This is a genomic window from Microtetraspora malaysiensis (assembly GCF_050947145.1).
Lineage (GTDB): Bacteria > Actinomycetota > Actinomycetes > Streptosporangiales > Streptosporangiaceae > Microtetraspora_A > Microtetraspora_A malaysiensis.
The window spans coordinates 5,480,776-5,502,775 of record NZ_CP191998.1 but is presented as its reverse complement, the minus strand read 5'-3'; the positions used below and the strand labels follow the sequence as shown (position 1 = coordinate 5,502,775).

General features: G+C 67.6%; 23 protein-coding genes and 1 pseudogene. 11 read left to right on the top strand and 13 right to left on the bottom strand.

Going from position 1 to position 22,000, the window contains the following annotated elements; translation table 11 throughout:
- Positions 1-168: 168 nt before the first annotated feature.
- The 4 genes from ACQP1V_RS26060 to ACQP1V_RS26045 all read right to left on the bottom strand — a co-directional run bounded on the left by ACQP1V_RS26060 (position 169) and on the right by ACQP1V_RS26045 (position 5,786).
- Positions 169-480: an SdpI family protein gene (locus ACQP1V_RS26060; protein WP_433425945.1), complete on the bottom strand. Its 312-nt coding sequence runs from the start codon at positions 478-480 to the stop codon at positions 169-171.
- Positions 481-691: 211 nt separating this feature from the next.
- Positions 692-2,713, bottom strand: a complete 2,022-nt coding sequence (locus ACQP1V_RS26055; protein WP_433412565.1) for an alpha-galactosidase — start codon at positions 2,711-2,713, stop codon at positions 692-694.
- Positions 2,714-2,737: 24 nt separating this feature from the next.
- Complete coding sequence (locus ACQP1V_RS26050; RefSeq protein WP_433412563.1) at positions 2,738-4,411, bottom strand: glycoside hydrolase family 13 protein; 1,674 nt, start codon at positions 4,409-4,411, stop codon at positions 2,738-2,740.
- Positions 4,412-4,469: 58 nt separating this feature from the next.
- Positions 4,470-5,786 carry an MFS transporter gene (locus tag ACQP1V_RS26045; protein ID WP_433412561.1) on the bottom strand — a complete coding sequence of 439 codons (1,317 nt, stop codon included), beginning with the start codon at positions 5,784-5,786 and terminating at the stop codon, positions 4,470-4,472.
- 79 nt (positions 5,787-5,865) lie between these two features.
- Here ACQP1V_RS26045 and ACQP1V_RS26040 point away from each other — a divergent pair, with 79 nt between their 5' ends.
- The gene (locus ACQP1V_RS26040; RefSeq protein ID WP_387416703.1) at positions 5,866-6,492 is read left to right on the top strand and encodes a TetR/AcrR family transcriptional regulator; all 627 of its coding nucleotides are present in this window, start codon (positions 5,866-5,868) and stop codon (positions 6,490-6,492) included.
- A gap of 73 nt (positions 6,493-6,565) precedes the next feature.
- Here ACQP1V_RS26040 and ACQP1V_RS26035 read toward each other — a convergent pair whose 3' ends face one another.
- A complete protein-coding gene (locus ACQP1V_RS26035; protein WP_433425943.1) occupies positions 6,566-7,468 on the bottom strand; it encodes a LysR family transcriptional regulator in 903 nt (300 codons plus the stop codon).
- Between the two features lie 221 nt (positions 7,469-7,689).
- On the opposite strand from ACQP1V_RS26035, the gene ACQP1V_RS26030 reads away from it, so the two are divergent.
- The gene (locus tag ACQP1V_RS26030; protein ID WP_433412559.1) at positions 7,690-8,574 is read left to right on the top strand and encodes an aldo/keto reductase; all 885 of its coding nucleotides are present in this window, start codon (positions 7,690-7,692) and stop codon (positions 8,572-8,574) included.
- Positions 8,575-8,723: 149 nt separating this feature from the next.
- Here the strand turns inward: ACQP1V_RS26030 and ACQP1V_RS26025 are convergent, their stop codons facing one another.
- Positions 8,724-9,608: an NAD(P)-dependent oxidoreductase gene (locus tag ACQP1V_RS26025; protein ID WP_433412557.1), complete on the bottom strand. Its 885-nt coding sequence runs from the start codon at positions 9,606-9,608 to the stop codon at positions 8,724-8,726.
- 49 nt (positions 9,609-9,657) lie between these two features.
- Between ACQP1V_RS26025 and ACQP1V_RS26020 the strand changes: the two genes are divergently transcribed.
- Positions 9,658-10,065 (top strand): MerR family transcriptional regulator, encoded by a 408-nt coding sequence (locus ACQP1V_RS26020; protein WP_433412555.1) that lies wholly within the window; start codon positions 9,658-9,660, stop codon positions 10,063-10,065.
- 5 nt (positions 10,066-10,070) lie between these two features.
- Here the strand turns inward: ACQP1V_RS26020 and ACQP1V_RS26015 are convergent, their stop codons facing one another.
- Complete coding sequence (locus tag ACQP1V_RS26015) at positions 10,071-10,319, bottom strand: hypothetical protein (RefSeq protein WP_433412553.1); 249 nt, start codon at positions 10,317-10,319, stop codon at positions 10,071-10,073.
- Positions 10,320-10,428: 109 nt separating this feature from the next.
- Entirely contained in the window at positions 10,429-11,673 is a 1,245-nt protein-coding gene (locus tag ACQP1V_RS26010) for an MFS transporter (RefSeq protein WP_433412551.1), read from the bottom strand.
- Between the two features lie 66 nt (positions 11,674-11,739).
- Here ACQP1V_RS26010 and ACQP1V_RS26005 point away from each other — a divergent pair, with 66 nt between their 5' ends.
- On the top strand, positions 11,740-12,186 hold the full coding sequence (locus ACQP1V_RS26005) for a helix-turn-helix domain-containing protein (RefSeq protein ID WP_067134576.1): 447 nt from the start codon (positions 11,740-11,742) through the stop codon (positions 12,184-12,186).
- A 73-nt stretch (positions 12,187-12,259) separates the two neighbouring features.
- Here ACQP1V_RS26005 and ACQP1V_RS26000 read toward each other — a convergent pair whose 3' ends face one another.
- Positions 12,260-12,481: a hypothetical protein gene (locus ACQP1V_RS26000; RefSeq protein ID WP_433412549.1), complete on the bottom strand. Its 222-nt coding sequence runs from the start codon at positions 12,479-12,481 to the stop codon at positions 12,260-12,262.
- Positions 12,482-13,053: 572 nt separating this feature from the next.
- On the opposite strand from ACQP1V_RS26000, the gene ACQP1V_RS25995 reads away from it, so the two are divergent.
- The 3 genes from ACQP1V_RS25995 to ACQP1V_RS25985 all read left to right on the top strand — a co-directional run bounded on the left by ACQP1V_RS25995 (position 13,054) and on the right by ACQP1V_RS25985 (position 15,768).
- The gene (locus tag ACQP1V_RS25995; protein ID WP_433412547.1) at positions 13,054-13,635 is read left to right on the top strand and encodes a TetR/AcrR family transcriptional regulator; all 582 of its coding nucleotides are present in this window, start codon (positions 13,054-13,056) and stop codon (positions 13,633-13,635) included.
- A gap of 79 nt (positions 13,636-13,714) precedes the next feature.
- The gene (locus tag ACQP1V_RS25990; RefSeq protein ID WP_433412545.1) at positions 13,715-14,992 is read left to right on the top strand and encodes an MFS transporter; all 1,278 of its coding nucleotides are present in this window, start codon (positions 13,715-13,717) and stop codon (positions 14,990-14,992) included.
- A gap of 17 nt (positions 14,993-15,009) precedes the next feature.
- On the top strand, positions 15,010-15,768 hold the full coding sequence (locus ACQP1V_RS25985) for an SDR family NAD(P)-dependent oxidoreductase (protein ID WP_433412543.1): 759 nt from the start codon (positions 15,010-15,012) through the stop codon (positions 15,766-15,768).
- A gap of 291 nt (positions 15,769-16,059) precedes the next feature.
- Here ACQP1V_RS25985 and ACQP1V_RS25980 read toward each other — a convergent pair whose 3' ends face one another.
- The 3 genes and pseudogenes from ACQP1V_RS25980 to ACQP1V_RS25970 form a co-directional block, all read right to left on the bottom strand.
- Positions 16,060-16,347 (bottom strand): hypothetical protein, encoded by a 288-nt coding sequence (locus ACQP1V_RS25980; protein ID WP_433412541.1) that lies wholly within the window; start codon positions 16,345-16,347, stop codon positions 16,060-16,062.
- 10 nt (positions 16,348-16,357) lie between these two features.
- Positions 16,358-17,212 (bottom strand): annotated as a pseudogene (locus ACQP1V_RS25975) (transposase family protein).
- 197 nt (positions 17,213-17,409) lie between these two features.
- Positions 17,410-17,772 (bottom strand): hypothetical protein, encoded by a 363-nt coding sequence (locus ACQP1V_RS25970; RefSeq protein ID WP_387418465.1) that lies wholly within the window; start codon positions 17,770-17,772, stop codon positions 17,410-17,412.
- 775 nt (positions 17,773-18,547) lie between these two features.
- Between ACQP1V_RS25970 and ACQP1V_RS25965 the strand changes: the two genes are divergently transcribed.
- From ACQP1V_RS25965 to ACQP1V_RS25950, 4 genes are all read left to right on the top strand, one after another.
- Positions 18,548-18,862 (top strand): hypothetical protein, encoded by a 315-nt coding sequence (locus ACQP1V_RS25965; protein WP_387418464.1) that lies wholly within the window; start codon positions 18,548-18,550, stop codon positions 18,860-18,862.
- A gap of 548 nt (positions 18,863-19,410) precedes the next feature.
- The gene (locus ACQP1V_RS25960) at positions 19,411-19,860 is read left to right on the top strand and encodes a hypothetical protein (protein ID WP_387418463.1); all 450 of its coding nucleotides are present in this window, start codon (positions 19,411-19,413) and stop codon (positions 19,858-19,860) included.
- A gap of 870 nt (positions 19,861-20,730) precedes the next feature.
- Positions 20,731-21,228 (top strand): hypothetical protein, encoded by a 498-nt coding sequence (locus ACQP1V_RS25955; protein WP_433412538.1) that lies wholly within the window; start codon positions 20,731-20,733, stop codon positions 21,226-21,228.
- 48 nt (positions 21,229-21,276) lie between these two features.
- A complete protein-coding gene (locus ACQP1V_RS25950) occupies positions 21,277-21,591 on the top strand; it encodes a transposase family protein (RefSeq protein WP_433412536.1) in 315 nt (104 codons plus the stop codon).
- On the opposite strand, the gene ACQP1V_RS25945 is transcribed toward ACQP1V_RS25950, so the two are convergent.
- Entirely contained in the window at positions 21,506-22,000 is a 495-nt protein-coding gene (locus tag ACQP1V_RS25945; RefSeq protein ID WP_433412534.1) for a nuclear transport factor 2 family protein, read from the bottom strand. The two genes, ACQP1V_RS25950 and ACQP1V_RS25945, sit on opposite strands and share 86 nt — an antisense overlap.

Here is a 22,000-nt window from a genome sequence, read left to right as displayed (position 1 = left end):
ACGCGTCGGGTCGTGACCATCCGCGCGGTGTCCATTGCAAGTTGCCGGCCCTTCAGGCTCACGGCGCCTGGAAGAACAACGGCAAGCTGTGACGAACCGGCCGGCCCGCCCGGCGGCGGGCCGGCCCGGTGCCGTTGCGCCGCATCGGGGTGCAAATCCGGTGGACGTCTATCCGTTATTCATTCCACGGTGAGACCAAATGGCACCCCACGCAAGAAGAATGAGACCTAGCGCGATTCCAGTGAATACCGGCGGCCCCGTATTCTTGGCGCCCGCCACGAAAGGGATGGCGGCGGTTACCGCCCATGTCACCGCTATCGCAAATGCGAATGGAGCGAACTTTGCATGCACATCCTGCCACGCCTCGTCACTTGCCATCGACTTTTGCGTACGCACACCGAAGGCGCCATTTCTGCGAAGTCGCCGCAATCGCCCCAGCAGGCCCAGAGCCAACGCTCCGAGGGAAGCTCCACCGAACATGAACGCAACGACAAGTTGCTCCGTGGCCGGATCGATATCTGCCATCATTTCCTCGATTCGCCGGAGGCGGACGTTGCCAAGCCCGTTCCCACCTCAAGGCCGGCTGGCGCCGGTCGCGGCCTACCTGAAGCACGTTTCTCAGTATGAACGCGCCTCCGACTTCACGTGGAAAAAGACAGCACGGCTTACGCCGGCCCGGGACGGGCGCGCGTCATGAGTGGGCGACCTGGGTGAGCCGGACCAGCTCGCTCATGGTGTCGAAGGGCAGGAGCCGGGGCAGGCCGTGGCTCATCAGGACGGCGCCATGGTGCAGCGCCCCGGTCTCCTCGTCGCGGTAGAGCCCGTCCGGATCGAGTGCTTTGAGCAGCACCGGGGAGGTGGTGCGGCGCAGGGCGGTGGGCTGCCAGACGAACACCACGGTCTCCGGGCCGCGCGTGTACTGCACCGCGCAGTCCCCGAGGCGATGCATCCGGCCGCCGTGCACGATCGGGCGGATCCGCTTGTACTGCTCCGTGAGCATCGCCGCCCAGCGCAGGTCGTCTTCGCTCCAGGTGAGCAGGTCACCGCCGATGCCGAGCGCCCCCGCCATCGCGACGTGGAAGCGGTAGCGGACGGGAGACAGGCGGGCGCTGATCCGGTTCGGGCTGTCGGTGACCCAGGCCCCCATCGTGCAGGCGGGATAGATCTGCGTGTACCCGTGCTGGATGGCGACCCGCTGCAGGGCGTCGGTGTTGTCCGAGGTCCAGATCTGGTCCGTACGGGCCAGCATCCCGAGGTCCGCCCGGCCGCCGCCGCTCGCGCACCCCTCGATGAGCAGGTCCGGGTGGTCGGCGCGCAGCCGGTCCATGACGGCGTACACGTTGCGGATGTACGGGATCCAGACGTCGTCCCCGGCCTCGGTGAAGGGACGGTTCATGTCCCACTTCAGGAAGGAGATGTCGTTCCTGGTCAGCAGGTCGTCCAGCCAGCCGTGCGCCCACTCGGCGACGTCGGAGCGGGAGAAGTCGAGCAGGAGCTGTTCGCGCATCTCCGTCCGCGCGCGGTTCGGTTGGTGCAGCACCCACTCCGGATGCGCGCGGTGGAGGTCGCTGTCGGGGTTGACCGACTCGGGCTCCACCCAGATGCCGAACCTCATGCCGAGCCGCTTCACGTGATCGATCAGGGGCGTGAGACCGTTCGGGAAGCGGTCCGGGTTGGGCCACCAGTCGCCCAGCCCCGCGTGCTCGCCGGTCCGCCCGCCGAACCACGCGTCGTCCATCACGAACAGTTCGACGCCGACGCCCGCCGCCCGCTCCGCGAGCTCCATCTGCTGCGTCTCGGAGATGTCGAACTCTGTCGCCTCCCACGAGTTGTAGATCACCGGGCGGACGCGGTCGGGTGCGGGCAGGACATGGCGGCGGATGTGGTCGTGCCAGCGGCGGCTGGTGCCTCCGAAGCCGTCCGGCGCGTACATGCCGGTGAAGACCGGTGTCTCGAGCTCCTCGCCCGGCCCGAGCCGCCAGGTCAGCCCCTCGTGGCCGAACCCGCCGGTCCAGCCGGCGCGGCCGTCCTGGTCGCGGTCGAGGGTCATCCGCCAGCTCCCGCTCCAGGCGAGCGCGGCGCTCCACACCTCGCCGTGGTCCTCGGCCGCGTCGCCCGCGTCGATCATCAGCCACGGGTTCACCTGGTGACCGCTGTGCCCGCGTCTGCTGGTCAGCACGGTCTCAGCCTCGGGGACGGGCCCGCGCCTGAGCTGGAACTCCCGCCCCCAGTCGCCGACGACGTGGGTCATCCGGTAGTCCTCACGCGGCGGCGCCGTCCACGCCGCCGAGTCGCAGCGCAGGATGGTGATCGGCTCGGTGCCGGCGTTGCGCAGGCGGGTCCAGCGTTCGACCGCGTCGCTGCCGGGCCGTACCCGGTAGTGCAACGTGATCTCCAGCGGGTAGTGCCGGTCGGCCATCCGGATCGCGAGCTGCCCGCCGCCCGGCTCTCCGTGGATGTCGTGTCCGAGGTGGCGCCACTCCACTCCGCGTACGGCGTCGCCGTACCTGATCTGGAGCGACGCCGCGCCGAACCGCTCGCCGCCCTCCGCCGGAAGCTCCTCGCGGTCCGGCGGCAGGGTGCGCGCCTGCTCGATCGTGAGCGGCCGGCCCCAGTGGGCGTTGTACGGGGCGTCGTCGGGGCCGAGCCGTACGGCGTAGCTGCTCGACGGCGTGGACAGCAGCCACAGCCGCGCTGCTGCGTCGTAGATCATCGTGGTTCTCCTGTGGTGGGGCGGTCAGACGCCGGTCCGCAGCCACACCGCGGTGTCGGCGGGAAGCAGGTCGCCGTCGAGCGGTCCGCTGGCGAGCAGCACCTCGTTGTGCGCGGGCAACGTGATCGGTTCCGCGCCGAGGTTGGCGACGAGGACGAAGCCCGGCTCACGCCCGAACGCGAGCACGTTGGGGCCGAGGTCCAACCAGATCATGTCGCCGTCGCCGAGGGCGGGATGGCGGCGGCGTTCCGTCAGCGCGGCCCGGTAGAGGGCGAGGATCGAGCCCGGGTCGGCCCGCTGGCGTTCGACCGCCAGCTCCGCCCAGTCGCCCGGCTGCGGCAGCCAGGTCCGGACCGGCCGGTCGGCGAAGCCGTAGGGCGCGGCGGCGCCGGACCAGGGGAGCGGCACGCGGCAGCCGTCCCTGCCCATGAAAGTCCGGGCCGTGCGCTCGAACATCGGATCCTGGCGCTCGTCGTCCGGGATGGCCAGATGCTCGGGCAGGCCCAGCTCGTCGCCCTGGTAGATGTAGGCGGCGCCCGGCAGCGCGAGCAGCAGCAGCGCCGCCGCGCGGGCCCGGCGGGTCCCCAGCTCGCGGTCCACGTCGATCCGGCCGAGCAGCACGTCCGGGGTGGGGTTGCGGACGAGGGCCTGGTCGACGCCGTACCGGGTCACCATGCGGGGCACGTCGTGGTTGCCGAGCACCCACGGGACCGAACCGCCGGTCTCGACGGCGAGCCGGTGGGAGTCCTCGATGACCGCGCGGAACTCCGCCGCGGACCACGGCGTCGGCATCAGCCGGAAGTTGAACAGCTGCGCCAGCCCGTCCCCGGCCAGGTAGGGCGCCGCCCTGGTGGCGTCGTCGAACCAGATCTCGGCCACTGTGCCGCGCGGCCCGGGGAACGCGTCGGCGGGGTAGGAGTCCAAGATTTTCCGCCAGGACCGGTAGAGGTCGAGCAGCTCGGGCTGGTGCTCGTACGGCACCGGCGACCCGTCCGGGATGAGGTAGGCCATCTGGCGGTCGGGCGGCAGGTCGGGCAGGCCCTCCTGCTTGTACAACATGGCGGCCACGTCGATGCGGAAGCCCGCGACGCCCCGGTCCAGCCAGAAACGCAGCACCTGCTCGAACATCGCCACCACGTCGGGGTTGCGCCAGTTCCAGTCGGGCTGTCCCGAGTCGAACAGGTGCAGATACCACTGGCCGTCGGCGACCCGGGTCCAGGCGCGGCCGCCGAAGTTCGACTGCCAGTTGTTGGGTTCGTCGCGGAAGATGAACCGGTCGCGTTCCGGACTGTCCGGGGGCGCCGCCAGCGCCTGCCTGAACCAGGGATGCGCGGCGGAGCAGTGGTTGGGCACGATGTCCACGATCACCCGGATCCCGCGCTCCGCCGCCTCGGCCACGAGGAGGTCGAAGTCGGCCAGCGTGCCGTAGCGGGGGTCCACGTCGCAATAGTCGGCGACGTCGTAGCCGCCGTCGGCCATCGGCGAGGGATAGAACGGGCTGAGCCAGACGGCGTCCACGCCAAGGTCGGCCAGGTGGTCCAGCCGCGCCCGTACACCGCGCAGGTCTCCTTCGCCGTCGCCGTCCGCGTCGGCGAAGCTGCGCGGATACACCTGGTAGACGACGGCGTCACGCCACCATTGGCCGGATGCGGGGCCGGCTGTGGGGTCGGGCATGAGGCCGGACGTCGGATCGGTCATCTCGGGCATCTTGGGCGTCGTTCCTTTCTTCGCGTGCTCCAGCGATCTTCCGCGTGCGTTAGCGAACGCCGCGGATCTTCCAGACGAGTACGGCTCCGCACGCGGCGGACGCCGCCGCGACGCCGTACATCAGGGGGTAGCCGCCGGCGGAGGTGACCAGGGGCGCGGCGATCACCGGCCCGAGGACGCTGGCGGCGGAGTTGGCCAGGCTCACCACCCCGAGGTCCTTGGCCCGGTCGGTGGCGGCGGGGAGCAGCTGGGTGACCATGGCCTGGTCCACGGACGCGAACATCCCGGTTCCGGCGCCGAGGAGCGCCGCGGCGGCGATGGCGGCCGGCCAGCTCGTCAGGATGGTGAGCACCAGCGCGGAGGCGCCCATGGTCAGGCCGCCCACGAAGACGACGGGCCTGCGGCGCCCGATCCGGTCCGACAGCCATCCCGCGATCAGGCCCGGCGCGACGCTGCTCAGCGTGAACACCGTCACCAGGACGAGCACGCCCTGCTCGGCCGTGGAGCCGGGGAAGAGCCGCTCGTACCGTACGGCGTCCCGCAGGAAGAAGAGCAGGTAGCCGATCCCCATCGAGAGCGTGAGGTTGATCAGGAACCTGCTCAGCCAGGCCCAGGCGAAGTCGGGGTGGCGGCGCGGGCTGATCCAGAATCCGGTGACGAAGGCGCGCGGGTCGAATCCGCGTCCGGGCGAGCGTGCGATCGGCGCCTCGCGGGTGAAAAGGCCGAAGGGCAGCACTGTCAGCAGGACCAGCGCCGCCACCGCAACGTAGCCGGGGAACAGCCCGGTGACCGCCATCGTCACGACCAGCCCGCCGAGCAGCGGCCCGGTGAGCTGGCCGACGCCCGCGAGCGCGGACACCTTGCCCCGCTGCGGGATGGGCACCTGGTCGGGGACGGTCGCAACGGCCGTGGCCATCATCGCGGTGAAGGAGAGCTGGGCCAGGCACCAGCCCGCCACCAGGCCGCCCAGCGAGTTCTGCCCGCCGAGGAAGACCAGGGAGGCCGCGCAGAGCAGCGCGCCCGCCACGATCCAGGGGCGGCGGCGGCCGAACCGGCCGACGGTGCGGTCCGACAGAGCGCCGAACACCGGATTGGCGACGGCGGTGAACACGGCGCCCGCGGCGAAGACCACGGCGAGCGACGCCTCCTTGTGCAGGGGGTCGATGCGTTCCACGTGGGACGGCAGCAGGATCTGGCCTCCGGTGGTGGAGGCCATGACGATCCCCATCTGGACCATGGCGAGCAGGGACATCCAGCCGACGGAGACCTTCCGGGCGGGCTCCCCGGGGACGGTGGTGCCGCCCTCTGCGTCACCTCCGGCATCGCGTCCGGTGCCGGATCCGGGTGTGGTGCGCCGATCGGCCACGGACGCCCCTCCTGTCCTAAGGTGAGTGGGCGCCACGTTAGAACATGACGGGGTGTCATGTTAAGACCCTGGGGGATCTATGTTGACCAGTCACGGCGTCCGTCGCAGGCCGGTGCAGAAACGCAGCATCGAACGCGTCGAGCGGATCCTCGACGCCTGCGCCGGGCTCCTGGACGAGGTCGGCTTCGATTCCCTCACCACCTCGGAGGTCGCCCGCCGCGCCGGCGTGCCGAGCGGCACGGTCTACCAGTTCTTCGACGGCAAGCCCGGCATGATGCGCGAGCTCGCCATGCGGAACCTGGAGTTGCTGATCGAGCGGCTCCGGCGCCGCGCCGCCGGCGAGGCCATGCTCACCTGGCCCCGGGCGGCCGAGATCGTCATCGAGGAGACGATCGAGATGCGACGCACCGTCCCTGGCTTCACCGTGGTCGACTTCGCCGACACCCGCCCTGGCGGCCCGTCCTTCCTGCCCGACGGCGAGACGGAGGAGGGCGGCGACGTGCTGGCCGACCGGCTCTACGCCTTCGCTGTCGAGGAGGCCGGTCTGCCTCCGCTGCCCGACCCGCATCGCGTCATGCGGCTCGCGATCGAGGCCACGTCGGTGGCTCTCGCCCTGGCCTTCCGTGCCGCGCGCCAGGGAGACCCGGCGATGATCGACCAGGGGCGGCGGCTGCTGCGCGCCTACTTCGCCGACGTCTCCCGCTGACCCACGTGGTGACCACGATCTGATCGCCTTCGCGGGCGGGTGTCGCGAAGGGGGGTGTGACGTAGGCCCGTGCTCACCCCTCGTTCAGCACTGCTGCCTGATCACGGAGGGCCTGGATGAGCGTCGTGACCTGGGGGTGGTCGCGTCGGCGGCTGATCGTGGCGACGCCGATGTGCCGGGTCGGGGCCGGTGGCCTGATCGGGACGGTGCGCAGGCCCGGCACCTCGGGGACCAGTGCGATGGAGGGGATCAGGGAGATTCCCATGCCCGCGGCGACGAGTGAGCGGGCGAAGAAGTAGTCGGTGGTCGTGCCGCGTATCTCCGGGTCGAAGCCGGCGCGCTCGGCGTAGCGGCGGAGGTACGCCTCGGTCTTGAGGCAGCCAAGCACCCAGGGCTCGACCGCCAACTCGGCGAGGTCGAGCGCGTCGCGTCCGGCGAGTGGGTGCCCTTCTGGCAGGACGACGTGCAGTGGGTCTTCCATGAGCGGGGTCCACCGCAGGCTGTGGCTCTGTCCTTGCTGTCCGGGCAGCGGGCCGTCGAAGTGGTAGGCGAGCGCGAGGTCCACGGCGCCCTGGCGGACCAGGGGCAGGCTGTGTTCGGGCTCGTTCTCCCTGACGTGGAGCACGGTGTCGGGATGGGCGGTCGTGAGCCGGTCGAGCGCGCCGGGGAGCAGCAGTCTGCCGCCGCTGGTGAAGGTGGCGATGGTGAGCTGGGTGCGTCCGGTGCTGAGCTGGTCGACCTGCTGTTTTGCGTGTTCGAGCTCGGCGGCGACCGATTCGGCGGCGCTGACCATGATCTGGCCGGATCGGGTGAGGGTGACGCCGCGGGTGCTGCGGGTGACGACCTGGGCGCCGAGGCTGCGCTCCAGGGCGGCCACGTGCTGGGAGACGGCCGAGGGGGTGAGGCGCAGGGCGGTGGCCGCCTGGTTGAAGCTGCCGTGTTCCGCCACCGCCCGCAGGACGCGGAGCCGCTGCACATCGATCAACAGTTTTCCTTAATGCCTATCCAGTAAGTCGGCACTTCTGCTGATGACCATAGATCTCCAGGATGGGGGCAGGCAAAAGATCCGCGTCATCGGCGGATCCCGCGCCAAGCGTCTGGCTTCTCCTTTTCCCGCACCACCGACCGGCTGCCCGGCGCCGTCGCCGAAGCCCGCGCCGCATCCGCCGTCCCCACCAGCTGAGGAACACAGTCACCATGCAGTACCGCAGCATCGGAAACACCACCGTCAGTGCCGTCGGCCTGGGCGCCATGCCGCTGTCCATCGAGCACCGCCCGGACGAACAGCGAGCCATCGCCACCGTCCACGCCGCCCTCGACGCCGGGGTCACGCTCATCGACACCGCCGACAGCTACCACTGGCACGCCGGCGAGGCCGGGCACAACGAGCTCCTCATCGCCCGCGCCCTGGCCCGCTACGGCGGCGACACCTCCGGCGTCCTCGTGGCCACCAAGGGTGGCCGCGGCCGTCCCGGCGACGGCAGCTGGACCGTCACCGGAACCCCGGACCATCTCAAGCGCGCCGCCGAGGCCTCCGCCAAGCGCCTGGGCGTCGAGGCCATCGGCCTGTACCAGCTGCACAAGCCGGACCCGGCCGTGCCCTGGACCGACTCCGTCGGCGCATTGCGCGAGCTGCTCGACGCCGGCACGATCCGCGCTGCCGGGATCTCCAACGTGACCACCGTCCAGATCCGCGAGGCGCACGCGATCCTCGGGGACGGGCTCGTCTCCGTGCAGAACCAGTACTCGCCGGCAGTCCGCGACAGTGAACCCGAGCTGCGGCTGAGCACCGAGCTGGGCCTGGCCTTCCTGACCTGGAGCCCGCTCGGCGGCATCTCCCGCAGCTCCCTCGACGGCCCCTCCGGCTCGACCTCGGCGGGCACCGCCTTCCACCACATCGCCGCCGAACGTGGTGTCAGCCCGCAACGGATCGCCCTGGCCTGGCTGCTGGCCCGCTCCCCGGTGGTGATCCCGGTGCCGGGAGCCAGCCGCCCGGCCTCCATCCAGGACTCGGCTCAGGCCGGGCAGGTCACGCTGAGCACGGCGGAGCTGGCGCGGCTTGAGGCGGCGCTGCCGAGCTGAATCGAGTCCCGGGGCGTACGTCGCTGAACTCTCCGGGACCTTCGCGGGAGACTCACGCTGCCCACCGGTGTCCCGAAACCCGCCAAAGGGGGGAATCCTGCACGGAGCCGGCTTCCCGGAGACCGCTTAGATCCCGGTACCGGGATCGGTCAGTCGTTGCGGGGTTTGCTGAATTCTTCGATCAGCACGGGATACTGCTCCCCGCCGTGTCCGGCGGCGATCGAGCGGTCGACCATCGCCTTGATCAACTTTGGCAGTTCGGCGTTGACACCCACCGCCTCGCTCTCCTCGATCAGGTGTGCTATCGCCCGCGCGTCGGTCTCCAGGGCCGACACCTCGGCCGGGAAGGAGCCGCTGTCGATCTGCTCGGCATAGCCAGGCAGCCATTCGGCCACACCGGCGGCGATCTGCTGCGCGAACGGCGCATACGTTGCGGCGTCAACACCGGCTGTCCTGAGCAGGGCCGTGCCCTGGAGCCAGGCGTTCAGGACGCTCCACATCATGGCGAGGCCGGCCACGTCGTACAGGGACGCCAGCCCATGGTCCGCACCCAGGTAGGTGACCGTGCCGAGCGCGTCGAGCGTTGACTTGTGCGCCTCGAAGTACGGCTGCGGCCCGCTGTGCAGAATCACCGCCTCGGCGGTTCCGATCGCCGATGGGATGGCCATGATGGCGCCGTCCAGATAATGGGCGCCACGCTGCTCGGCCCATTGGGCGGCTTCCCGGGCCTGGGCCGAGTCGCCCGAGGTCAGGTTGATCAACATCGTGCCGTCCAGCTCGCTCTCGCTCGCGCCGAGCAGCTCGTGCATGGCCTGGTAATCGCTGACGCAGATGATCGTCAGGGAACCTGCCTTGAGCGCGTCGCCAATCGTTGGCGCCAGTCGTGCGCCCTCGGCCACCAGCTGGTCGGCCTTGGAGGTCGTGCGATTCCACACGGTTGTGGGATGCCCGGCTTTCAGGAACGCGGCGGCGAGTGCCCGGCCCATCAGTCCGAGGCCGATGACTGTCACGGGTGTATCGGTTTTGCGGTTCATGGCAGCATCGTCAACGTTGATACCGGTGTGAAGGTCAAGTGAGGTTTGGATGCTGATCGGGGAATTGAGCCGTCGGACGGGCGTGAACGCCCATCAGTTGCGCTACTACGAGGCTCAGGGCCTGCTGGAGGCAGAACGCGGCGCGAACGGTTACCGTGAGTACGACGAGAAGGCTGTGCTGCGGGTGAAGCAGATCCGGCACCTACTTGGTGCCGGTTTGTCCTCTGAGGACATCGCGTACCTGCTGCCCTGTGCGGTCGGAGAGACCCCGGAGCTGCTTGGGTGTCCCGAGTTGCTGGCCGCGATGCGGTCACGGCTGCAGCGACTGGACGATCAAATGGACAGGCTCGCCCAATCCCGTGACGCCCTTGCCGACTACATTGATGCGGCCGAACGAACGGCCGGCGAGAGCTATCCCCCCTTTGACGATACTGACCAGGAGCTCGTCCCTGCCTGAGCCATCTACCCGTCGCCGGGAAGGTACGGCCCGAACACGCCGCGGTTCCAACTCTCGGCGTATGCACGGCCCGGCGTGTAGCGCGTCAACGCCCCCTCGAATCCGTTGTTCTCGCCCGGGGCGGCCAACTCCCTGAGACGGAACTTCCAGAGTGCCCGACTGTCGGAGGTGATCATCTTGTCCCGATGGAACCAGGCCAGCCGGTAGAAGGCGCCGGTCCGTTCGTCGCGCCACTGCCCGTCCACCCGGGTCACCGCACCTTGTTGGGCGGCCCGATCCGCGCGGTCAGGATCTGGCCGAGCCGTTCGGCAATCAGCTGTTGGCCGGAGGCCGCCCCCTCGATCAGAGGACCGCCGTAACGTGCTAGGCGAGCTGGGAGGGGTGCTGGTGATCGGCGTCTGCTGGCGCTGCAACCGCGGCAGGCGGGTGGTCACCTCGGGGCATCAGGCAGAGCGTGAGTAGGGCGGATAGAAGGGTGACCGCGCAAGCCGCGTTGAGTGCCAGTGGAAGGCTGATCAGTTCGCTCAGGGTTGGTCCGGCGAACGCCCCGGCCATGCTTGCCGCGGCTTCGACGGTGACAAAGGCCGAGCTGACCCGGCCGAGGAGCTCCTTCGGAGTGGCTCGTTGCAGCCAGGTCTGGATGGCGACCAGAACGGTGACTCCCGGCACTCCGAGAAGAACCGCGGCGGTCAGCGCGACGGGGAGCGACGCGGCGTTGAACATGAGAAAGAACGCGCCGGCGACGAGTGACTGGCTGAGGGCGATGATCGTCCTGGGGGTGAAGTGGTCGACGAGTCGTCGGCTGATGGGCGCTCCCAGGAGAAAGCCGAGGCCCAGCGCGGACAGGAGGTAGCCGACCTGGACGCTTTCCCCCAGGCGTGTCACGCCGAAGGGGATGAGCAGAGCGGTGAGGGCTGCGTTCGCGAGCAGGTACGCGCTGTTTGCGGCCAGCAGCGCCCGCGTTGCCGCGGCTTGCCGAAGATGACGCAGCCCTTTGATGAGGTCGGTGAGCACGTTGTGGGCGGGGCCGTGCGCGCGGGACCGTGTTGTGGTGCGGGCGATGGCCGTCGCGGACAGCAGGCTGGCGGCGATTGCGGCACCGATGACCGTGTTGATGCCGGAGGTGGCGAACAGCAGGCCGCCGATTGGCGGAGCGCTCAGTCCAACCACCCCGGTAGTGAAGGCGCCGAGCGCGTTCGCGCTGGTGAGAAGTGGGCCGACGCCTACGACGGTGGGGGTGTGCGCTTGGGCGGCCGGGCGAAAGATCACCGCAGCTGTGCCTTGGCCGATTGACGCCACGTAAATGAGCCAGATCGACTCGGGTGTTTCGGCCAGGAGCACCACGGAGATCGCCATCGTGTGCATGAGGTCGGTGGTGATCATGATGCGGCGACGGTCCCACCGGTCGGCTATGACTCCGGCGAACGGTCCCAGGAGCAGGGCGGGCAAATACCTGAAGGCCAGGCTGAGGCCGGTCGCCAGCGCTGAGCCGGTGACGGCGTAGACGTGTGCGGGAACCGCGACGTCAAGCAGGCCGGTGCCGAGAGTGGCGATTGATCGCGCTGTCCAGAGCAGTCGGAAGTCTCGCACGCGTAAGGCCTGCAGCATGTTTCCCCCCTTGGGATATTCTCTCAAGAGAGAAAGCCCTTTAAATTATTCTGTCAAGATAGTCCTATGGATCACGTCGAACTTGGCCGGCGGTTGCGGAGCCGCCGCGCGGCTCTCGGCCGGACGGTCGCCTCAGTGGCCACGGAGGCCGGGTTGTCGGTGCCCTATGTGGCGAACTTGGAGAATGGCCGCGGTAACCCGACGGTCGACGTACTCGACCGGCTCGCTGACGCGCTGGGGACCCGGTTGGTGATCGGCCTTGCCGATCCGACCGCGGAGCCGGCGATCGCGGCTCTGCCGCCGTCGTTGGTGAATTTCTCGCAGAGCCGCCGCTTTCGGCGCGAAGTCGGCCGCCTCGCCGCCGTGCTGGAGGAAGACCATCGAGCGGTCCACGCCATGCTCGTCGACGCGCTGGCGGCCGTCGGTGGTGCGCTCCGGCGAGACCTGCGGGAAGCCGATTGGCAGAGGTTGCTCGATGCGGTGGTGCTGATCTTGGGCCATCCGTCAGAGTGACGACCAGGCCGCTCTGGATTTCCCCGACCTTCACAAGTGCTATCGGGCTCCAGGGGTGTCGACCGCGGTCGGGTCAGGTCCTCGCGCTGTCGCCGTTGAGGCTGTTTTGGATGTCGGCCTGTTTCTGTTCCACCACAGTCTTGATCAAGGCTGCCAGGCCAAGCGCGACTCCGGCGATGATGGCCGTGATAATCACCCACTCGACGGCTGAAGCGCCGTGGGTTGGGGCCGTGCGCGCGCGATGGGCCCGAATGGCCAAGCAGGCCCGCAGGTAGATGATCCAGGGGTGATGCACGGACCTCGAAATCCTCCATCGCGAGTGCGTGAGGTAGCTCGTGAAGCGAGCGGAACATCCGCAGTCTTGAGAGCCACGTCCTCATAGCACTGAAAGCCACCGTCGATGTGCAGAGTGTGCCGGACGCCGCCGTGAACGAGATGAGGAACCAGCCCGGAATCTGGAACTCCATATGTGTGACGGGGTGCGCACGTGTGATGCGCCCGAGAGTCTGAGGGACTCACGAATATCGGCATCCGGGTGTTCGGCGAGGCCGGCTCCAACCCAGGGGTCGGGAGGGCCGAGGGCTGTCCGCTCCGGCCGAAGGTGGCGAGCGGCTCGCGCGCTGAGCTGCGGCTCGCCAATGGGGTCCGAACAGCCGACGCCTGAGTTGCTCAGGCCTATCTGGCGTCTTCGGCGCCGTTGGCCCGACGTGTTGAGTCCCGGGTTGCGTGGAAGCTCATGCTGTTTCGACGGACAGGCGGCCTGGTGGGTCGGAACAGCCAGAGTCCGGTCGGGTTGGTGCCGGTGTGGTCGTGGTTCGGGACGCGCATATTTGACCGTTCGATCTAGATATGGCTACGGTTCAGGGTATGGCGAGGACCAAGGAGTTTGATCCGGACGCGGCTCTGCAGAAGGCGCTGGAGTTGTTCTGGGAGCGGGGGTATGAGGCGACGTCCATGGCCGACCTGGTCCAGCATCTGGGTATCGCCCGGGCGAGCATCTACGCCACCTTCGGCGGCAAGCACGACCTCTATGTGAAGGCGTTCGAGAGGTACCAGCAGACTCGTGGCCTCGCTGTCATGGAGGCGCTCTCTCAGCCGGGGCCGGCGCTTCCGGCCGTGCGATCGCTGGTCGAAGCGTATGCCGAGGAGACCCTGTGCGATGAGCGCAGGCGCGGCTGCATGGTCGTCAACGCCGCCGTGGAGATCATGTCGCGCGATCCGCAGATCGCCCGGAGGGTCGAGGCGAGCTGGGACAATTTGGAGACCGCGCTGACCTCGGCGCTGACCCGGGCGCGTGCGCAAGGCGAGATCTCGGGCGAGAAGGACCCGCGCACTTTGGCCCGTTTCCTGCTCGTCATGATGCAGGGCATGCGCGTCCTCGGTCGCGCGCATCCTGACCCCGGCAGGCTTCGTGACGCCACCGCTCAGGCGCTGGCCGTCCTGGACTGAGGAAGTTTTCGTCGTGACAAGAAGTGCTTTCGCATGCCCGGAAAACAGAACGATCGGTCTAGATAGGCGTGGCTCGCCGATGGCGTTCGTGCTGCTCGGGGCGGTGCAGATAACGCTCATTGCCACGATCACGGTCATCACCGTGGCGTTGCCCGCCATCCAGCGGGAGCTGCGTGTTGACGATGCGGGGATGGTGCTGGTCAGTTCCGCCTACGGCCTGGCGTTCGGTGGGCTGCTGTTGCTCGGCGGGCGGCTGACGGACTCGTTGGGGCGGAGAAGAGTGTTCGTCACCGGCATGGTCGTCTTCGGCCTCGCCTCGGCGGCGGCCGGCCTCGCCCCGTGGATGGGCACGTTGCTGATCGCCCGATTCGCCCAGGGGATCGGCGCGGCGCTGGCGGCGCCAGCGGCGATGGCGTTGTTGGGCGTCGTGTTCCCTGACCCGCGTCGCCGGGGGCGGGCCATGGCGGTTTGGGGCGTGCTGAGCAGTGCCGGCGCGACGGCGGGAACCGTGCTGTCGGGCGTAGTGATCACCTGGGTGTCGTGGCGGTGGGTGTTCCTGGCGGCGGTGGTGATGTCGGCCGTCGCGGTGACCGCAGTGGCCTCGGGGCTTCTCCCCGCGGATCATCGGCCGGGCAGGAAGCGGATCGACTGGCTCGGCGCGGTGCTGGTGACCGCCGGTCTGGCCGTGCTGATCTACGGACTGCAGCGTTCCGGCTGGATGGTCTTCGGCGGTGTCGTGCTGCTCGTCCTGTTCGGGCTGGCCGAGCGGCGCTCTTCGGCCCCGCTGGTGCCATTGCCCTTCCTGGGAAGACGGGTCCTGCCCCTGATCGCCGTGATGTTCTGCGCCGGGGCGATGGCCACCGGGTTCTTCCTGCTTTCGCTTTATATGCAACAGGTCCATGGCCTGTCCCCGCTGCAGACGTCGGCCGCCTTCCTGCTGCCCGCCCCGGCCATTCTCGTTACCGGCCCGCTGGCCGGACGGCTCATCCCCCGTCTGGGGGTCCGCCGCGTGTTGGCGATCGGGTTGGGCGCGGCGGCCGCCGGCCTGCTTCTGCTCAGCCTCCTCGACATGCCCTACGCCGGGCTGCTCATCTTCCCCTTCGGAGCCGGTGTGACGTTCTCCGCCGCCACTCTCGCCGCGATGCAAGACGTGCGAGACGACCAGACCGGCCTGGCGGGCGGGCTGCTGAACACCGCGATGGAAATCGGCCCTCCCCTCGGTCTCGCGGTGCTGGTCTCTCTCGCCACCGCGTACTCGCACCACCCAGCGGGCGGCTATGCCTTCGCCCTGCGAATCGCCGCCGCCGTTCTTTTCATCACCGCCCTGTTCTCGGCGCCCACGCGCCGTACCAAGTAGGTAAAGGAAAATACGGAATGACCACACGTTTCACCGGCAAGGTAGCCCTCATCACCGGCGGAGGCTCTGGCATCGGCCGGGCCACCGCGCTCGCCTTCGCCCGAGAAGGCGCGACCGTGGTGGTCGCCGGGCGCAGCGCCGGCCTCCTCGAGCAGACCGTGAAGCTGATCGAGGACGAAGGCGGCCAGGCCAGCGCTGTGACCGCTGACGTCTCCTCCTCCGAGGACGTCGCTCGGCTTGTCGCGACCACCGTGGAGCGCCACGGTGGCCTGCACATCGCGTTCAACAACGCGGGAGTGCTTGAGGCCGGACCAATCGCGGACATGGACGAGGCCGCCTGGGACCGCCAGTTGGCCGTGAACCTGACCGGTGTCTTCCTCAGCATGAAACACGAGATCGCCTACATGCGCGGCCACGGCGGCGGCGTGATCGTTAATACTGCCTCCAACCTGGGCGCTCATATGCGACTGCCGTTCCTCGGCGCCTATGCGGCATCCAAGGCGGCCGTGAGCGCGCTGAGCCGGGCGGCTGCGAAGGAGTACATCGGGGAGGGCATCCGCATCAACGCGATCAGCCCGGGCCCCATCGACACCTCCATGTCCCTGGGACCCGGTGAGACCGAGGACGACCGCGCCGAACGGATGAAGGACGCACTGCCGATCGGCAGGGTCGGGACGCTCGACGAAGCGGCCTCCGCCGTGCTCTGGCTCGCATCACCCGAAGCGGGATTCGCCGTCGGTCACGACCTGGTCATCGACGGGGGCGCCAGCGCTTGATCCGCAGGAGGACATAACCACCGGCCGCCCACCCGCCGATCCGAGAACGAGACTTCTCGGATCTTGTGAGGTGGGCTTCCCGGGTGCATGAGAGGCACGGCCTTCGCGATCACGAGGTTGTCGAAGCCTTGATCGTGAGAGAAGACCGTGCCTGCTTCCTCATCCCCGATCTCTACCGCCCTTCGTCTGGAGGCAGGGGACCGGTCATACGGCTGCCTCCCGCACGCGCGAAGAACGCCGCCCACCGACGTGACAGGTGGGCGGCGCGCTCTCTGGGACGCGAGGCGGGGATCAGCACTCGGCGACGCCGCTCGGTGCCCGCACGCCAGCGTAAAGCTGTGCACGGCTGTATGCGCCGACCCACTCGCAGGGGCCGTCAGGCCAAAGATCGACCACGGCGCGCATCTTTCTCGCCGAGCCGCAGGCGTTGTAGAACTTCGCGTACCAGTAGATCAAGTCCTTCTTGATCGCTCCCTCGTAGGCGCCGCAGCCCATGATCTGAACATCGCCCGACGTCGACGCGGCGGAAGCTCCGGCCAGCGGGGACGCGAGCAGGGTTCCGGCGAACACCGCGGCCATTGAGCCATTTTCAGTAACTGAAGATCACGTTGTGTGACGCTGACATGGTCCAGTTGTGCTCGTGGTTGAGCAGGACGAGTGCGGCCTGAACAATTTTCCCGATGCGCCAGGGGTCGAGGCTGACCCGGCGTAGGGCCTTGAAGGTGACAGTGAGCAGGGCGTTCGCCCGCTCGCCGATTCCTCGCAGCCCGCGGAGCAGCTTGTTGTAGGTGTGCTGGTCATGGCCGAGCTTGGGCTGGCCGAACTTCTTCTTGACGGGGACGCGTACGACGTCGGCGGCGCCTTCGTAGCCCAGGTCGGCCAGGGTCGGCAGATCGGGGCGGAAAGTGGCGAGAGTGGTGATGACCCCGTGACGGCGGGCGCAGGTCATGTCGTGTTCGCGGCCGGGCCGGACGTCGGACACTCATAGCGGCCAGCCGTCCGGCGCGGAGACGACCTGTACGTTCCCGCCATGATGTTTGTGCTTGCCCGACCACCACAGGTCGGCGCGGTTGGGGCCTGGGGTGGCGACTCGGTCGGTGGCGATCACGATGCCGTCGAGGTTGACATGCGTGAGCCCTGCGTGCTTCGCCTTCTCCAGGACGTCGCGTAGGTCGGGTGCCAGGGAGGCGAGGACGTCGATGCCTTCGTGCAGGTAGCGGTAGGCGGTCGTGCGGCTGATGCCGTGATCGATCGCGAGCTGTGTGATCCGGGTGTTGTCTGCGAACCAGCGCAGGATGAGGACGGCCTGGGTGAAGCAGGTGATCGCGCGGCGGCCTCGGCGGGTACCTCGACGGCGGCGTTCTTCGCGTAGGAGAGTTGCCAGGAACAGGACGGTCTCCCGGCGGATGCTCAAGGTCGCGGTGTATGTGACACTTGTGGGCACGTGAAGCCTCTGGTTGTGAAGTTGATCTCTAGTCAAGATCACTTCTACCAGGGGCTTTACGCTTTCTGATCACCTGTCTGTCGGCGCCCCCCGCTCGCTACCCAGCGCAACAAGCCGTTACCGGCAATGGCTCAGTGTCCTCGGCCCGTGTCCGGCAACGCGATCAGAGATGTGACGAGCCGTTCCACTGGCTGGTCCTAGTGCCGGTTTATCTCATCCAGCTGCGCCTGCGCCGTAGCCACCTGACCAGTCGAGTAACAGCCGGGATTCTTGAGGACGACATAGATGGCAGCACGAGCGGCGACACGCTGAGCGGGTGACCCAGGCACCTCTAGGCCGATGGCCTCGTCGAGCTTTCTCCCATCTGCAAAGATCTGAGCGCAGTCACGGGCGAACGACTTGTCCCGGGCATGCCACCCCTCGTGGAACCCGTAGACGAAGGCGGCGATCACAAGGATGATGGCCAGGACATACTTCCATGTCGACCTCCAAGTCGACTTCCATCTCAACTTCCAGGGCTCACGTCTTGGGTTGGGCAGAAGAGGCTCATACAGGGTCATCGCGCCTCCTTGATCACGCAGGTGTCACTGAGACGCTTTGCCTGCCGTCGCGGAGCACGTTCCCAAGGATCTGGCCGGACGCCGAGGCGATACGGGGCGATGACCGTCCTCCGGACAACGGGAGAAGCTCCGACCGCGTCAGCGCCACCTCTGGCTCCGCAGCTGCGCTGGCATCACAAAGATCAGTCACTCGGAGACCTTGTTCGAGGCGCAGGAGAGTGCCTCCCCTAACCACCGTCGTGCTCGTCCACGTAACTCTGCTCCAGTCGATACAGCTGGTGGTCTTTCAGGGAAGTGCGGAGTCGGTTGTAACGCATGGTCGTCTCGATGGAGGCGTGCATGGCGATTCTCTGCACCTCATCAGGGGGTGTGCCCTCGTCGAGCAAGTGGGTCAGTACGGTGGCGCTCGGAACGCGAACCTCGGCGACGGACCTGAACCCAGTCCTGCGTGAGAGCAGCGAGGTACCGCTGAGGCGACAGGCCAACCGCCCCGCGCCTGCTACGAGAAGTGCGCGGCCGCCGTCAACTGGAGGGGGTTGTCAGGGAGACGCTGCACCCGCGCTACCGATAGCCGCTGGTCCGGGTGTGACCGTGGCGGCACCCTTCGCACGCGGCCAGGCTTCGGCGCCCCACGTGGATGGCGTCGCATCAGACGCCGCACCCCGGCTTGTACGAGCGCGCGGACCTGCTCGATGCGGGGATCGTACGACGCCAGCCTGCTCGCGGTCCGGTTCGGCGATGCCGCGGTCGACGAGCATCGACATGGACTCCGGTGATGAACACGTTCGAGGAGGTACGGCGGGCCTGGGCCGGGGACGACGAGGTCCTGCGCTCGCTGCTGGCCCGTGCCGCCGACCTCACCGACGCCAACGGCGCCGTCTTCGACGTGGCGAACGGCTTCCACGGCTGCATCGCCGGGGTCCACGAGGTGCTGCGCGGGCAGGGCCTCCTGGCCGGCACGTGGTGCCTCAACCCGGATGAAGGGCTGTCCCTGGGACAGGCCGAGGAGATCGCCCGGGTACGTGCCGCCTACCCCTGGCTGGTCGACGACGACTTCGTCGCCGCCCACCTGGACGACTGGATGCGCTGACCGCCGAGGGCGGGGTTCCGTATCTTCGGTTCGGGGCCGGGAGTGTCCTCCCGGCCCCGAACCGGGGTGTCCCCCGGGGCGGTGCCGCGGTTACGAACCATCAGATGATCGGCCCGCTCCATTACGGTCGACATTCCCGGGCCCCGCGGAAACGCCGAGCCTGCGAGGAGTTTTCGTGGGTGAGGCGACAACGCCGCGAGGCGCCATCTGGGCGACCGCAGTAGGCCAAGGAGATCCATAAAGCATGATCTAGCTAATGATGATTGGGTGACGGGCGTGGCTCCTCTGAGGATCGCACGGCTTAAAGACACTGCTGAACTTCAAAAATCGGATCCTTATTCACGCCCTGATAGGGCTGTCGGCCTCGGCCCCACACCCGCTACATATAAGAATCAAACCCGGATAAATCCTCGATGTGCCAGGGCCCTGGGTGTAACCAGGATGTAACCAGACTGTGCCCGTGTGCTCGGTCGGTGTGACGCCGACGTGACGCAGGGGCGGTAGTCTCTGATCAAGATCGGCATCTCCCCTCGACCCTAAGGATCGCCTTGTCTCTGCGCACCAAAATCCAAGCAGGTCTCACCTGCTCAATCGTCACTGCCGCCATGGTCATGACGGCAGCCGGCCCCGCTGCGGCCACCGGCGGAACGTGCGGCTCTGGATACAACTTCCTGAAGTCGTATCCGCTAAAAAGCAACTTCAGTAGCATCATCCCCGGAGATCTCAGTATCTACTACAGTCCTTCCACGGGAAATAATTGCGCCATCACCCGAGCGAGGGCGGCATGGGATGGCAAGGCACAGAATATGTTTGTCTCACTAGGCGACGGCCAGGGCCCGTCGGTAGTGGACCCGCCGAGCGGCAGTGGCAAGAATTACCACTATTACGCGGGGCCGGTTTACAAATACCTGAAGGGGAAATGCGTTTATTCCCTTGGGATTTTGGAGTATGGCGGACACGAATTCTCTGCGCATGCCGCTGGGGTTCACTGCGGATAGCCCCGGGTACGTCGGCGTAAGCAGTCATATTCCGTCGGCTGACTCGAAAAAGTCTACGCGCCGTCGCAGTTTCGTGTGGGCTCCCGCACCAGCCGGCACAGGCGACTCCCGGCAAGGTCCGGGCAGAACGGTGAAGCCTCTTCTGCCCGGGCCTTCCGACCGTCCGCCCAGGCAAGCGGCCGCACATCCTCGGCGAAGAAGTACGTCGCGTACGGCGTGGCCGAGGCGACCAGCCGCCCCACGCGCAGGTCACGCACGCGGTGGCCCGGCTCGAAATCGACACTTCAAGCGGGTCCCCGGCACAACGAGCCCGCCACCGCCAGTCATCCACGACCCGCCGGTCTGGTCGGTCACGGTTCGCGGCGCAGCAGCGAGAAGAGGATCGGCACCCAGCTCACCGCGAGGATCAGCGCGCCCAGCCACATCGGCGCCCGCACCCCCCCAGAGCTCCCCGAGCATTCCGGCGAGCAGTCCGCCGATTCCGAGCGAGCCCAGGCCCTACGCCGGGTCAGCCTCGACCCTTGGCGCATCGGGAAAATTGTTCAGGCCGCACTCGTCCTGCTCAACCACGAGCACAACTGGACCATGTCAGCGTCACACAACGTGATCTTCAGTTACTGACAATGGCTCATTGTCGTCCGGAGCAGCTTCCTGCCCTTCGTCGTGGTCCGGGATGAGGTCATCGAGTTCCCTTTCGGCCTGCCGAATGACTACTGTCAGAAAGATCGTCAGGGTGGTCCGGGTTTTCGGGAACCTGGAAGCTTCAAGGGTGCGAGAAACGACGCCCCCGACTCCGGAGTGTGACGCGGCCGGAGATGGCGGCGGAAGCGGTGCGGCCCTATCCCTTCGGGGAACTCCCAGGGACTTGTCGTGACTCAGGCAAGATGGCGATTGCCGCCACCCGCGACCAAAAATATGGATGTCGTTTTGGAGGGAAAGTTGTCCACAGCGGCCAGGAGCCTTCTCGCGCAGGCAGGTTTCCTGATCCTGTCAATAGGGGCGGTGCTTTCCAGCGCGGGATGCGGAACCGACTGCGCTTCCCAAGCAGAGCAGCACTTCGCCTCCGCAAGGAAAGCGATCAAAGATTCGTTTCCCGCCGAATGGCGTCCGTCGAGCGGTGGGCAGCATATCTGCGATCGCGACGATGATCCGCTACTGGCTATTTCCTTTGGAAGGGAAGTTGACGCAGTTGACGTCGTACTTCAAATGAAACGGGACCACTGGCAGTCGAAGATCACGGAGGAAGCGGTAAGAAGTGGAGGGCTCGCCATCCTCAGGAAGCGCGTCGATGATCACATGTTGACTGCCGTCGTCACTCGCTATCCGCAGGTTGCGGGGACCTTTGTCGAGGTGGCCGCGGGAGAGTGAGCCATTGTCGGTAAGGGCCTGTCGCCATCTCCGCCCCGGACGCTATGGGTGTCAGATGTCCGGCTAGGCCGCGAGCACGACATCACCTGCGCCCGCCACCACGGCGTCATCGCCGCCATCCGCCCTGACCTGCCGACCCTGGCTGACCTGGGCTACGAAGGCGCCGCCGACGTCGTACGCATCCCAATCAAGAAGAAGGCCGGTCAGCTCAAGCTCGGCCATGACCAGCACACCTACAACACGCTGCTCCGCGGCTTGCGAGGAGCGGGGGTCTGGCTCAGCCCGTCGGCTGCGATGGAGCAGGGGCGGTATGCGCGGTGCCGTTCGTTTCCGAGGGTGAGGGGGCGTCTGCCGGATGGGTGAAGATCATACGCATCCCTTTGGCGGTGTCCATGTACTCGCGCACCCGGTGGATCAGTCCATCTCGCAACTCGAAGACGAAGCAGTAATCGTTGGTGTAGTGGTTGCCGTTGGCCAAGATGGCAGTCATCGTCTCTTCGACGACCACGATGTCACCGTCGGCGTAGAAGCCTCGGAAATCGACCGAGACCCCCTCGGTGAACAGCCGAGGAAAGTCGCGGGTGAGGAAGTGGACGATCGCCTCCCGGCCGATCATGTGGTTGGTCACGCCGAGCGCGACGGCGGTCCCGTTGCCCGCCGGCGCCAGCCATTGGGCAGCCTCGTCGAAGAAAGGCAAGATCTGTTCTGGATCGCGGGTACCAAACGCTTTCCAGGCGCGTTTGACCAGCTCACGGTTCTGCTGAGAAGTCAC